Annotated in this window: 10 protein-coding genes; 2 read left to right on the forward strand and 8 right to left on the reverse strand. The window is 61.6% G+C overall.

The genetic code is table 11. The features are described from left to right. Positions 1-26: 26 nt before the first annotated feature. The 5 genes from M516_RS0111590 to M516_RS23360 form a co-directional block, all read right to left on the reverse strand. Positions 27-1,418, reverse strand: coding sequence for a S8 family peptidase (locus M516_RS0111590; RefSeq protein WP_029099257.1), 1,392 nt, complete (start codon positions 1,416-1,418; stop codon positions 27-29). Positions 1,419-1,523: 105 nt separating this feature from the next. Then, positions 1,524-2,300, reverse strand: coding sequence for a Cof-type HAD-IIB family hydrolase (locus M516_RS0111595; protein WP_029099258.1), 777 nt, complete (start codon positions 2,298-2,300; stop codon positions 1,524-1,526). 73 nt (positions 2,301-2,373) lie between these two features. Continuing rightward, positions 2,374-3,489, reverse strand: a complete 1,116-nt coding sequence (locus tag M516_RS0111600; RefSeq protein ID WP_029099259.1) for an ABC transporter ATP-binding protein — start codon at positions 3,487-3,489, stop codon at positions 2,374-2,376. Between the two features lie 114 nt (positions 3,490-3,603). Continuing rightward, positions 3,604-4,605: a PucR family transcriptional regulator gene (locus M516_RS0111605; protein ID WP_029099260.1), complete on the reverse strand. Its 1,002-nt coding sequence runs from the start codon at positions 4,603-4,605 to the stop codon at positions 3,604-3,606. A gap of 41 nt (positions 4,606-4,646) precedes the next feature. Next, positions 4,647-5,612, reverse strand: coding sequence for a metallophosphoesterase (locus M516_RS23360; protein WP_081656526.1), 966 nt, complete (start codon positions 5,610-5,612; stop codon positions 4,647-4,649). A gap of 167 nt (positions 5,613-5,779) precedes the next feature. Here M516_RS23360 and acsA point away from each other — a divergent pair, with 167 nt between their 5' ends. Continuing rightward, a complete protein-coding gene (acsA, locus tag M516_RS0111615) occupies positions 5,780-7,495 on the forward strand; it encodes an acetate--CoA ligase (RefSeq protein ID WP_029099261.1) in 1,716 nt (571 codons plus the stop codon). Between the two features lie 54 nt (positions 7,496-7,549). Here acsA and M516_RS0111620 read toward each other — a convergent pair whose 3' ends face one another. The 3 genes from M516_RS0111620 to M516_RS23365 all read right to left on the reverse strand — a co-directional run bounded on the left by M516_RS0111620 (position 7,550) and on the right by M516_RS23365 (position 11,245). Further along, positions 7,550-8,530, reverse strand: coding sequence for a cation diffusion facilitator family transporter (locus M516_RS0111620; protein WP_029099262.1), 981 nt, complete (start codon positions 8,528-8,530; stop codon positions 7,550-7,552). A gap of 12 nt (positions 8,531-8,542) precedes the next feature. Beyond that, a complete protein-coding gene (locus tag M516_RS0111625) occupies positions 8,543-9,613 on the reverse strand; it encodes a flavin-containing monooxygenase (RefSeq protein WP_029099263.1) in 1,071 nt (356 codons plus the stop codon). Positions 9,614-9,865: 252 nt separating this feature from the next. Beyond that, on the reverse strand, positions 9,866-11,245 hold the full coding sequence (locus M516_RS23365; RefSeq protein WP_035289636.1) for a hypothetical protein: 1,380 nt from the start codon (positions 11,243-11,245) through the stop codon (positions 9,866-9,868). Between the two features lie 700 nt (positions 11,246-11,945). On the opposite strand from M516_RS23365, the gene M516_RS0111635 reads away from it, so the two are divergent. Further along, positions 11,946-12,815 (forward strand): permease, encoded by an 870-nt coding sequence (locus M516_RS0111635; RefSeq protein ID WP_238550980.1) that lies wholly within the window; start codon positions 11,946-11,948, stop codon positions 12,813-12,815. The last annotated feature ends 20 nt before the right edge of the window (positions 12,816-12,835 follow it).

Genomic DNA, 12,835 nt, shown 5'->3' on the forward strand with positions numbered 1-12,835 from the left:
CCCTCCTGTTGCGGAATCACTCGTTCTTACAGTCCAAAGCGAAGACGGAGCAAAAACTTGTGCAGCAGTTCGCCGATAGTCTCCGGCTGCTTCACCTGGCCTGTGGCTGCCGGTTGAACCTGCCTGAGCGCCGCATTCACGTCGATCATGCCGAACCCGTACAGCTTGTCCTTGCCGGGAGGGCCCAAATCGACCGAGGACTGGCGAATAATCTGCATGACCTCCGTGTTTTTCAGGTGGGGACTGACGGAGCGGATGAGCGAAGCCAGCGCCGCTACGTGTGGACACGCCATGGAGGTGCCGGACAGGGCGGCGTAATCGCTGTGAATGTAGGTGCTGGGGATGTCGACGCCGGGCGCGGCCACATCCACATAGTCCCCGAAGTTGGAAAAATCGGCCCGCTGTCTGTTGTGGTCGACGGCGGCGACGGACATGACCTCCTCGTAGGCGGCCGGATAGCTGGGCTGGTTGGTCGCGTCGTTGCCGGATGCGGCCACCAGCACCACGTTGTGGTCAAACGCGTAGCGGCATGCTTCCTTCAAGGCGGCCGACGAAGTGTAGTTGCCCACGCTCAGATTGATCACGTCGGCGCCGTGGTCGGTCGCCCAGTAAATCCCTTGGGCGATGTCGAATGCGGAGCCGGCCCCGTCTGCGCCGATCGCCTTGATCGGCATCAGCTTGCCGTTCCAGGACATGCCGGCGATGCCGTCGGCGTTGTTGGTCTTGGCGGCGATCACCCCGGCGACGTGGGTGCCGTGACCGTTGTCGTCCTGGGGGACGTTGTTGTCTTCCAGCACGTTGTAGCCGTCCACCAGTTTGCCGGCAAATTCCGGGTGGCGCAAATCAATGCCCGTGTCGACGACCGCCACCACGACGTCGCTGGAGCCCCGGCTGATGTCCCAGCTTTGTTCCATGCCAATCAGGGGGAGGTTCCATTGGTACTCGCGGTAATAGGGGTCGTTGGGCCGGCGGTTGGGCAGCAGCAGGTAGTTGGGTTCCGCGTAGACGGAATCGGGATGCTCCGCCAGTTTTTTCATCAACTGCCGGGTGGTCAAACTGCGCGACTTGATGATCATCGCCTGCCCATAATCCCGCTTGATCCGGCCGTCCACCGAGGCCAGCAGCTTCTGGATGGCGGCTTGATCGGGGCGGGGAGAAAAGCGAACCACGACCTCATGCTCCACATAGTGGCTGCGGTCGCGTGTATTGTGGCGCAGGGTTTTGATGTGGGCGCTCTTTTCCAGCCCGCGCCGCGTGTCTTTTACCTGCTCGATGTAGTTGATCCGCGGAATGTTCGCCGAAAGCGAAGTAACCTGGGGGTGAGGTTCGCTCATTTCCTGCTGCTGGTGCCAGCGAAGCGGGATCACGGCCAGCCCGACCAGAGCGATCGCTGCGATAATCGGGGGTAAGACTCGCACAAAAAACTCACTCCCTCCATGCTGTATAGATATAGCGTGCGCACGGAGGGAGCGATTATGACGGAAAAAGCTGACAGGCTTCCTCGTCTTAGTATTCCTCGTCTTCTAGATCAGGCCGAGCTGGCGCAGCCCGTACTGGATGCCCGCTTCATTGACGTGGCGGGTCACCATGTTGGCCAGCGGCTTCAACTGCTCGTGAGCGTTGCCCATCGCCACGCCCATGCCGACGTAGGCGAGCATTTCCCTGTCGTTCAAGCCGTCGCCGAACGCCACGGCCTCTTCCGGCTTGAGTCCGTAATGGCGCAGCACCGCTTCAATCCCGCGCGCCTTGGAGCCGTTGGGGGGCAGCACGTCGAGTACGACGCGGTGCCAGCGAACAAACGACACGTCGTCACGAAACCGGGTGAAGTAGAGGTGTTCCTCCTGTTCGCTGCAGTAGAGAAACGCCTGGTAGATGGACGCGTCCTCCCAGAAGCGCTCACGACAGTCAGGGGGCGCCAGGCGCAGGGAATGAAACGACTCGATTACGTGCGGATGATCGGCGGTGTTGGCATAACAGGAATTGGCGCTGAGGAATACCATCGGGTGGCCGTTGGCGCGGGCCGTCGCTTCCAGGTTGGCCAGCGTTTCTTTGGCCTGCGGCGTCTCGCGGATCAGCCGTCCTTCCGCGACCACGTACGAGCCGTTGAACCCGACATAGGTGTCGATCCCCAGTTCCTCGGCAACCGGCAGCAGATGGTACGGAGCGCGGCCTGTGGCGATTGCGACCCGGACGCCGTTTTCCTTCAACTGCCGGACAGCCCTCCGCGTCTCTTCGGGGATGGCATGATCGGTATTCAGCAGCGTCCCGTCAATGTCAAAAAACACAATTTTGTATGACATGATCTCTCCCTCTCCACAAACAGGAAAAAGGGAATGCCGGCGGGGACATCCCTTTTTTTTCTCTTTAATTCGTTTAGAATACAGCCGTTTCCGTCTCGCTGTCAAACACGTGGCACTTGGACAAATCCATGCCCAGTTTGACGGACATCCGCGGCTTTATGCCTTCGCGGGCGTCGACGCGGGCCACAAGCTGCGTGCCGCCGACATTGGAAAAGTAGACGAACAGTTCGGAGCCCATGTTCTCGACGACGTCCACCTCCGCCGTGACGGTGCTGTCGAACGGATTGGCTTCGATAAACTGATTGTCGCTGTAAATGTCTTCCGGGCGGATGCCGAACGTGACCTGCTTGCCGGCATACCCTTTCTCCCGCAAAACCTTCGCCTTGTCTTCCGGGAATCGGACCCGCAGGTTGGCGGCTTCGAAGAGAAGCTGGCCGTCCTGCTCGGCGACGCGCCCCGTAATGAAGTTCATCGCCGGGGAACCGATAAAGCTGGCCACAAACTGGTTGACCGGGTGGTTGTAAATGTCGGTCGGGGTCGCCACCTGCTGGATGACGCCGTCTTTCATCACGACGATGCGGTCGCCCATGGTCATCGCTTCGGTCTGGTCGTGGGTCACGTAAATCACGGTCGTGTTGAGCCGCTGGTGCAGCTTCAGGATTTCCGTGCGCATCTGGACGCGCAGCTTGGCGTCCAGGTTGGACAGCGGTTCGTCCATGAGGAACACCTGCGGCTCGCGGACGATGGCCCGTCCCAGGGCGACGCGCTGCCGCTGGCCGCCGGAGAGCGCCTTTGGCTTGCGGTCGAGCAGGTGGGCGATGTCAAGAATCCGCGCCGCTTCCTGGATGCGCTTGTCGATCTCCGCTTTGGAAAACTTGCGCAGCTTGAGGCCAAACGCCATGTTTTCGTAGACGTTCATGTGCGGGTAGAGGGCGTAGCTTTGAAACACCATGGCGATGTCGCGGTCCTTGGGGGCCACGTCATTGACCCGCCGGTCCCCGATGTACAAGTCGCCTTCGGAGATTTCCTCCAGTCCGGCGATCATCCGCAGCGTGGTCGATTTGCCGCATCCGGACGGACCGACCAGCACGAGAAACTCGCGGTCTTCAATCTCCAGGTGAAAGTCGTGTACGGCGGTTACATGGCTGCCGTACCGTTTGTACACGTGATGGAGCGTTACTTTTGCCAACTCCGGCACCTCCGTCTTCCCGAAAGTTGCAAAGCTGTCGTTCCTGATCGCTGTACCCACATGTTACCAGTCGGGAATCGGCGGCTCTACGGTCAAATTGTACGAATTGTTTGGTCAATGTTGCCGAAACAGGAGAAACAACTGCAGCAGCACGGCATCGGGAAACTGCCGGGGGTCCAGGCCGGTCTCTTCCGTCAGCTTGTCCAGACGGTAGAGCAGGGAATTGCGGTGCAGAAACAACTGCCGGGCGGCCTCGCTCACATTCAACTGCCGGGCAAACAAGGTCTCCAGCGTCTCGATCTGTTCGCGGCTCAGCTTTGGTGCCGGCATCATGCGTGAGAGCTTGTCGCCCAACAGGGAGGCGGTGTCGGAAGGCAGGGAGGCGGCCCACCGCTCCAGCGGGAACTGCCGCCTGTCCGCGACCATGACCCGCGGCCGGTATTTCTGCAGGGCGCGGGAGAGGCGGAGGCAGTCGGCCAGCGCTTGGCCCAGGAGAGCAGGCGTCTCCACGGCCGGTCCGAGAATGACGCGCACGTTTTCCATCAGCTCGGTGGAGATCAGGTCGTGCAGGCCAAAGGCCCACTCCAGCCAGTCCTCTGTATCGCCGCCGTCCAGGGCGGAGACGGGAACGGCCAGGAGCAGGTGGGACGGACGGACCGGAAACAGCGAGACGGGGGCTCCTTTGAAAAAATTGTGCAGGAGCGGCTGCACTGCGGGCAGCTCAAACAGCCCTTCGCTCCGGGAGGATTCCAACAGGAAGCAGACGCGCCTCTCCCGCCACGCCCAGAGCCGTTCCAGTCCGTCGGGCGGGGAAGCGGGCTGGCCGGCCGCCACTTCCGTCAGCCAGGCGGTGACCTGTTCCTGGGCGGAGCCGGCCTGTTCGGGCTTGGCCAACAGCAGCGTCAGCAGCGCACGTGCGGCATCGGGCCACTGGGCCGGCCAAATGGCTACCATCCAGGTCCGGCCGGCGGAAGACCCGCTCTGCACGATCTCCCAGCCGGCCTGCTCCTGTGCGGCGCGGACGGCCTCGCTGTCCTCCTGCGCCACGTTCAGATACGCGATCGGCAGACCTGTCGCCTGCCGAATTCGTTTCACTTCCCGTTTCCATGCGTCCATATCCGGCACCCCGTTTCACAGCGAGATGCCATTATTATACCTTACTCAAGGGCCAGTGTGCGGGCGGCTTCTGTCGCAACCGCGCCCGGCTTGGCTGCGACGACGCCTGGTTTTGCGGCGGGGCTTTTCGTTCGAGCTGCAGTGGCTGTCTCCGCTGTCGGATGGCCGGACAGCGAGCCTGCGGGAACCAGCGTGTGCAGCGTGATCTCCGGACGGGAACGGAGACGGATGTTGATCCCCGTCTGCCCCAAGCCCTCGCTGATGTAAAAGGGGCGTCCCTCGTAGCGATGCAGCCCTTTTACCATGTTCAGCTTGGGCAGGCGGCCCATCTTGACGAGGTGAAACGGTTTGGGCCAGTGAATCTGCCCGCCGTGAAAGTGGCCGGACAGCAGATAGTCGTACGGATAGTCCCGCATTTCCAGGACGAGGTTGGGATCGTGCGTCAGTACGAGGCGCACGCCTTCTGCCGGCACATGCTGAAACGACGCGGCCAGGTTGCTGCGGCCGGTGGAGTAGTCGTCCACGCCGATCACGTGCACCGGCACTCCGTTGTGGAGCACCGTCTCGTGCTGGTTCACCAGCACCCGGCAGCCGATCCGTTCCAGCTCCGCTTTCAACAGCCCCAGCTTCGGGGGAGCCAGCACGTAGTCATGGTTGCCGAAGACGACGAAGGTGCCGAGGCGCGGTTTCAGTTTCATCACGGTTTCCACGTAGGCCACCGCTTTGGGAATATTTTTATGGCGGTCCAACAGGTCGCCGGTAATTGCGATCAAATCGATGCGCTGTCCGGAAAAGTCCCGGACGATCCGCTCCGCGTCGATGGAGATGTTTTCCATGTGCAGGTCGGACAGGTGCAGCACGGCAAGCGGCTCGAAGCTGGCGGATTCGCCGAGGCGTTCCGACGGCTGGACGGCCACGTTGACGCGGCGGGTGTTCAGATCAAACGTATTGCGGTAGGCGCGCGCAAGCAAAACGGCAAAAAGCGACAATATCAAAAACCAGAACATCTGGTGTCACCTCCGCTTTCTAGCAAACTACCTGATCATTATACAAGATTTTTTCCGCTTTCTCATAAGTAGGTTTCTGGCAGCAGGAATTTGTCGGGAAGTGCAGAAATATTATGAAAAAGCTGAATGAAGCAGTGATCCTTCAGTCATACAAGGAGAGTGAGAGAATGAAAGTCGAACTGATTCCGCCCACGGAAGGACGGTTCAACCTGCAGAACTACGAAGAGGCTTACGCCAACTTTGACTGGGCCGACGTGGAAAAGCAGTTTTCCTGGTACGAAACGGGAAAAGTCAACATCGCGTACGAGGCGATCGACCGTCACCTGCAGACGGAGCGCAAAGACAAAATCGCCCTGCTGTACAGCGACGCGACCAGAGACGAGCGCTACACGTTCGCACAGTTGAGCGAACTGTCCAACAAATTCGGCAATGTGCTGCGCAGCCTGGGCATTGCCAAGGGCGACCGCGTTTTCGTGTTCATGCCTCGTTCGCCGGAGCTTTATGTAAGCGTTTTAGGGACGTTGAAAATCGGTGCGATCGTGGGGCCGCTGTTTGAGGCGTTCATGGAAGCGGCTGTCCGCGACCGGCTGGAGGACAGCGAGGCGGTCGCCATCGTCACCACGCCTGCGCTGCTGCCCCGCGTTCCGGTGAAAGATCTGCCGGCCTTGAAGCACGTCATCCTGGTCGGGGCCACGGACGGTCTCGAGGAAGGGCAAATCAGCTATGAAACAGCGATGGCATCCGCATCCCCCGAACTGGAGATCGAGTGGGTGGACCGCGAAGACGGCATGCTCCTGCACTACACCTCCGGCTCCACCGGCAAGCCGAAAGGGGTGCTGCACGTTCACAACGCGATGATCCAGCACTACCAGACCGGCAAATGGGTCCTCGATCTCCAGGAAGACGACATCTACTGGTGCACCGCTGACCCGGGCTGGGTAACCGGTACGGCCTACGGGATTTTTGCCCCCTGGCTGAACGGCGCCACCAACGTGGTGCGCGGCGGACGGTTCAAGCCGGAAGAGTGGTACGACACCATTCAAAAGTACAAGGTGACCGTTTGGTACAGCGCCCCGACCTCCTTCCGCATGCTGATGGGGGCAGGCGACGAAATCGTGAAGCGCTTCGACCTGTCGTCGCTGCGCCACATCCTCAGCGTCGGCGAACCGCTCAACCCGGAAGTGGTCTACTGGGGCATGCGCGTCTTCCGCCAGCGCATCCACGATACCTGGTGGATGACGGAGACGGGGGGACAGCTCATCTGCAACTACAAGTGCATGGCGATCAAGCCTGGCTCGATGGGCAAGCCCTTCCCCGGCGTCTACGCGGCCATCCTGGACGATCAGGGAAACGAACTGCCGCCCAACCGGATGGGCAATCTGGCCATCCGCACCGGCTGGCCGTCGATGATGCGCAACATCTGGAAAAATCCGGCGAAGTACGAGGAGTACTTCCGCTTCCCGGGCTGGTACGTGTCCGGCGACTCCGCCTACAAGGACGAGGACGGCTACTTCTGGTTCCAGGGCCGCATCGACGACGTGATCAACACCTCCGGCGAGCGCGTCGGTCCGTTTGAAGTGGAAAGCAAGCTGGTGGAACACCCGGCGGTGGCGGAAGCGGGCGTCATCGGCAAGCCGGACCCGGTGCGCGGGGAAATCATCAAGGCGTTTATCTCCCTGCGCGCGGGCTACGAACCGAGCGAAGAGCTGATGGAAGACATCCGCAAATTCGTCAAGGAAGGCTTCGCCGCGCATGCCGCGCCGCGCGAAATCGAATTCCTCGACAAGCTGCCGAAGACGCGTTCCGGCAAGATCATGCGCCGCGTGCTCAAAGCGTGGGAGCTGGGCCTGCCGACCGGCGACCTGTCCACGATGGAAGACTGATCCCCGCCATAAAAGAAAAATCTCCTGTGCAGGATGCGCAGGAGATTTTTTGTGTTACGAATGGGAATGGCCGTGCGCATGGCCGCCTTTCGCGGGTCCCCCGTGTTCGCATGCCAGTTCGGCGTGCCGGACCGTTTCGTCTTCGATCTGGATGGTCACGTGGGAGATGCCAAACTCGTCGTGCAGCAGCCGGATCGCTTCGTTCAGGATCGGATAGCTGGGCCGGTCGTCCTCCACGGTCAGATGGCAGGTGAGCGAATCAAATCCGGACGTGACGGTCCAGACGTGCAGGTCGTGCACACCCTTTACCCCGTCGAGGTGCAGCAGGCGTTCGCTGACGCGGGCGACGTCAATGCGGGCCGGCGATCCTTCCATCAGGATGTTGACCGATTCCTTGGTCACGCGCCACGAGCTGAGCAGGATCAGGACGGCGACGACGATGCTGATCAGTGGGTCGGCGATGTACCAGCCGAACCAGAGCATCAGGAGCCCGCCGATGATGGCCCCGACGGAGCCGAGCAGGTCGCCCAGCACGTGCAGTAAGGCGCTGCGCACGTTTACGTTTTCCCGATAGTCGCCGCGCATCAGCACGTACGCGGCGGCGACGTTGGCGGCAAGCCCCAGCGAGGCGATCAGGATCATGGTGCCGCTCGCCACTTCCGGAGGGGTGCGCAGCCGCTCGTACGCCTCCCAGAGGATCGCCAGCGAGATCACGGCCAGCGTGACGCCGTTGGTCAAAGCGGCCAGGATTTCCAGGCGGCGCAGCCCAAACGTCTTTTGGTTCGAAGGAGGACGGGCGGCCACGTGCAGCGCCACCAGACTCAAGAGCAGGGCGGAGGCGTCGCTGACCATGTGACCGGCGTCGGACAGGAGCGCCAGACTGTTTGTCAGAATGCCGCCGACGATTTCCACGACGAGAAAGGCTGTGATGATCAACAGCGCGATCAGCAGGGCGCGCTTGCTGGCCCCTTTGCCGTGGTGGTGATGGCCGTGGCCGTCGTCGTGGGCATGGCCGTGATGGTGATGCAAACCCATGCGGATTCCCCCTTACGTCACATGATGTCGGCCGGACGTGTGCAGGATGTGCGAGAACAGGTAGCGCGCATCCTCGCCAACCCCGCCCAGGAGAGCGGAGGTCCGGCGGTACTGCCACGGCAGGCCGAGAAAGTAGAGGCCGGCGGCTGGCGTGACGCCTCGCCGGTGAATCGGACGGCCGTTTGCGTCCAATACGCCCGGGACATGAAGCCAGTCATACGTGCGTCGGAATCCGGTCGCCCAGATGATGTTGGCCGCTTCCGCCTGACTGCCGTCCGAAAAGGTTGCGATGCGGCCGGACAGGCGGACGGTCCGCCCCGTCACGCGCAGCCGTCCCTCTTGTTCCAGGCGGCGGAGCTGCGGCTTGTAGCCAATGATCGGATCGGGCCGCCTGCTCAGCCATTGTCCCGGCAGGGTGGTGACGGGAATGGAGGTAAACCCGGACAGCTTGAGGTACCAAAAGATAGGTTTTCCCAAAAGACGCAGGGGAAGAAACGGACGCGGCCGCCCCATGGAGAGAACGACCGGTCTGGAGGCGGCAAGTTCCACGGCGATCTGGACCCCTGAATTGCCGGACCCGGCCACCAGGACCGGTCCGGGGCGGAGCTGGCGTTCGTTTTTGTACGCAGCCGTATGCAGTTGGACGACATCCGGGGCAGCATCCCGGTGGATCGCGGGGATCCACGGTGTCTGAAACGGTCCCGTGGCGATCACCACCTGCCGGGCGAACCACTTCTCCTGTCCACTGGCGACGAGAAACCCATCGCCGTGCCTCTCAACCGACGAGACGGGCGATTTCGTCCGGACAGGCAGGGAGAAATGGGCGGTGTACTGTTCCAGGTAGTCAGCCACGTCGTCTTTTGCAGGCAGTCCGTCCCGCTCTCCGGGGAAGGGCAGGCCGGGCAGGTCGCTGCAAGAGCGCGGGGTGAACAGGACGAGCGTGTCGTACCGCTGCCGCCAGCTATCGCCCACCCGCTCGCACTGGTCGACAATCAGGAAGCGGAGCCCCGCCTGCCGCAGGTAATAGCCCATGGCCAGCCCCGCCTGGCCGGCGCCGATCACCAGCACATCATACGCGTTCATACGATTGTCCCCTTTTCCCATGTGATGGCAAGAAAATCATAACATATTAACGTATGAACACTCAATCATATGTTTGGATGTTTGGATGCATCATCTGCCCCTTCCAGGCGGTCGAACCTGGCGCAATGCCGGACGGCGACAAGCAAAGAAGCATGTTTCCGCGTTCTCCGCGGAGACATGCTTCTTACGGTGCCGATCAATTCGAAATAGTCGGAACAAATTTGCTGCCCAAACGGCCCGGTGTGTGCCGGATCAGCCGGCGGCAACCGACTCGGCGGCAGGCCGGGTGTAGACCCGATGGGGCTGGAGATCGCCCGGATGTCTGACGTACAGCGGCCCCCATGCCGGATTGGCATCGTGCATGCTTTTCAACACGGTGACCATGCGTTGGAAAATCTCCGGGATGTTGGCGCCCTGTCCCAGCGCGCCGGTGACGGCGGCAGCCACCACATGGGCGGCGTACATCCCCGACACGTAGCAATCGTTCAGGTCGCCGGCGGAGGCGAGATGGGAGCGAATGCTGGCGGCAATTTGCTCGTCGCGGTCGTGCCAGTTCTGGATCTGGGCCAGCGCGTGGTCCTCCAGGCTCTTCAACGGCGACTCCGCGATGGCGGCGGCGACGGCGGCGGCGGAACGCTTTGCCGTATCGGCGTCGACGGTCGTTCGCCCCAACACGATCGTGCCGAGGTCTTTGTCCGTTTCCGCCGCGAGGGCGTCCGCCCAGAGCGGCGCGCCGTCAAAACGGAGCAGCCGGACGGTCTCGGCCGCCAAGTATCCGCGCAGGATGTCAGCGGGGTGGGGATCGTAGTCGGGACCCGTATTGCGCAGCTTGGGCGTGCCTCCCCAAGCGCCGTTCAAGGCGCGGAAGTAACCGATCAAGCCAATGCCCGCGGCCGGACCCATGTTGAGAACGCCCAGCACGTCGGAGGCGGTTTCATCGATGCGGAGCGCCCAGTACTCGGCCAAGCTCCGGCTGAACTTTTGTCCGATAAGTTCCTGGCGGACGACCTGTGACAGCTCCTGCAGCAGCCCCGTATCGGCGTGCAGAATGTCGTGTCCGGCCGTTTCGTGGGCGAGCGCGGACCAGGCGAGCAGGCCCTGCTTGGCATGGGAGGGGGGCAGGTTGACGATGCCCGTCTCCAGTCCAAAGTGGGCCGCGGCGTCCACCGGCCACGTGTACGGCCCGTACTGGGGCCGTCCCCATTTGACAAGCGGGGCAATCACGCTGTGGTCCGGAGGTTTGATTCCGGCTCGGTCACCCGCGCTGAGAAAACCGTCGTACAAGTCGCTGACCACTTCCTGAAAGGCATCTGTCGCGATCTGTTCGTACCCTTCCCCGTTTTGCAGAATCGCCTGGACGATGTCCATGAGAAGACCCGCTTCCCGTTCCCGGTCCGGGTCGCGCTTGAGCAGCTCGACAAATCCGGACTCGGACAGCTCGTCCAGTGCGCGTGCGATCGGCTGGAACACTTTCTCCCGATAAAGCGGCGGCAGTTTCTCCCGTGCCGCTTCCAGGCGAATCAGCAGCTGCCGGTAATCCGTCGGGTCGGCCGGTCCGGCGTTTGTATCCAACGCGGCCGTTTTCGCATCTTCCACACACGTCTGCAGGTTGGAAAAATCAGGGTGGTTCATCCGTAGCGCCTCCCATCGTCAAGAGATTTTCTCCGGACATGCGTCAACGTCAACCATCGTGAAAACGGACCGTGATCGGGGGGATCACCTCCTTTTCAGGTGTGGGCGAGACGGTTCGGCTTGGATGAGTGATGGATAGGAAACAGCGATAGGGAGAGGAAGCGATTCCGGAGCCGGGCAGCGGAGGAGAGATGAGCTGGCTCGGGAATCATGCCGGAATGGCTGCAGGGATTTGAAGTGGAACGGTTTGTGTGTGGCGGCGCTCCACGCCTGACAGGATGAGGTGTCGCACGCGATCGCCATCGAGCGCCTTGAACATGGCGGCCGCACCTTTCGTTTCGTGCACGCGGGGGATCAGGCGGTCCCCTTGTGTCCGGCAGCGAACCGAATCCCGCATGCGTCGTGCGCGGGTTCCTTGTGCCGTTCCCTGGTGTTCACGCGATCACCTCTTGCAGCTATTATAAAACGGAACGGCTGGAAAAAAAAGTGTGCAAGTCATTTTCCGCCAATTTCCTTGTATAATGATGAGGACAAGAATGGCTGCAAAGGGATGGAGGTAGCGAACGTGCTGGCCAAACTCCGAACGTTTTTCATTGAGATAATGGGCGCCGTCCTCCTGGGGCTGGCCGTCGTCTGGCTGACGGCGAGAAGCGGAGACGGCTTGTTTTCCCCGGGCAGGCTGGAGTTGTCCGGACGCTGGATGGACGTCAAAACCCTGTTTCTCAGCATTATGCTGGAGGCAATTCCTTTTGTCCTGCTGGGCGTGTTTTTCTCTGCCTTTATCCAGACGTTCGTCACGGAAGAGCAGGTCCGCCGCTGGACGCCGCGCAATCCGCTGCTGGCGCTCCCGTTTGCCGGACTGCTCGGTTTTCTGTTTCCCGTCTGCGAATGCGCCGTCATCCCCGTGGTGCGGCGGCTGATCCAAAAAGGCATGCCTGTCCACGTCGGGATCGTCTTTTTGCTCGCCGGGCCGATCGTCAATCCGGTCGTGCTGTCGTCCACCTTTCTCGCGTTTCAGCGGCAGCCGGACATGGCGCTGTACCGGGCGGCAGCCGGGTTGATCGTCGCGCTTGCGGCCGGCGTGCTCGTCTGGCTGTTTGTCCGCCGCAATCCGCTGCGCCTGGGAGTAGAGCGGCAGATTCTGCACGAGGCCGCCCATACGGAAGCGATCCGCGGAAAGCTGAGCACCACCCTTTCCCACGCGGTGGACGAATTTTTTGACATGGGAAAATACTTGCTGTTCGGTGCCCTGATCAGCGCGCTGCTCCAGGTCTTCGTCAGCCGGGACACGCTGCTCTCGATCGGGCAGACGCCGCTCACCTCCCACCTGGTGATGATGGGGATGGCATACCTGTTTTCCCTGTGCTCGGAGGCGGACGCGTTTATCGCGGCATCCTTTGCCAACACGTTTCACGCGGGCTCGCTGCTTGCGTTTCTCGTCTACGGCCCGATGCTGGACCTGAAAAACACGTTGATGCTGTTCAGCACGTTTCGGGCCGGGTTCGTCGTGAAGCTGCTGGTGACGGTGACGCTCCTGGTGCTGGTCGTCACCATGCTGATGCCGACATGAGGGGAGGAAGATCGAGGTGC

Origin of the sequence: Brevibacillus thermoruber 423, from assembly GCF_000454065.1 — a bacterium.
GTDB classification, from domain to species: Bacteria; Bacillota; Bacilli; order Brevibacillales; family Brevibacillaceae; genus Brevibacillus; species Brevibacillus thermoruber.

What these genes read in the sequence shown, in the direction of transcription:
- M516_RS0111595 (WP_029099258.1), bottom strand. Translation starts at nt 2,300, where the DNA reads ATGTCATACAAAATTGTGTTTTTTGACATTGACGGGACGCTGCTGAAT.
- M516_RS0111620 (WP_029099262.1), bottom strand. Translation starts at nt 8,530, where the DNA reads ATGGGTTTGCATCACCATCACGGCCATGCCCACGACGACGGCCACGGC.
- M516_RS23365 (WP_035289636.1), bottom strand. Translation starts at nt 11,245, where the DNA reads ATGAACCACCCTGATTTTTCCAACCTGCAGACGTGTGTGGAAGATGCG.
- M516_RS0111605 (WP_029099260.1), bottom strand. Translation starts at nt 4,605, where the DNA reads ATGGACGCATGGAAACGGGAAGTGAAACGAATTCGGCAGGCGACAGGT.
- M516_RS0111635 (WP_238550980.1), top strand. Translation starts at nt 11,946, where the DNA reads ATGGACGTCAAAACCCTGTTTCTCAGCATTATGCTGGAGGCAATTCCT.
- acsA (WP_029099261.1), top strand. Translation starts at nt 5,780, where the DNA reads ATGAAAGTCGAACTGATTCCGCCCACGGAAGGACGGTTCAACCTGCAG.
- M516_RS0111625 (WP_029099263.1), bottom strand. Translation starts at nt 9,613, where the DNA reads ATGAACGCGTATGATGTGCTGGTGATCGGCGCCGGCCAGGCGGGGCTG.
- M516_RS23360 (WP_081656526.1), bottom strand. Translation starts at nt 5,612, where the DNA reads ATGTTCTGGTTTTTGATATTGTCGCTTTTTGCCGTTTTGCTTGCGCGC.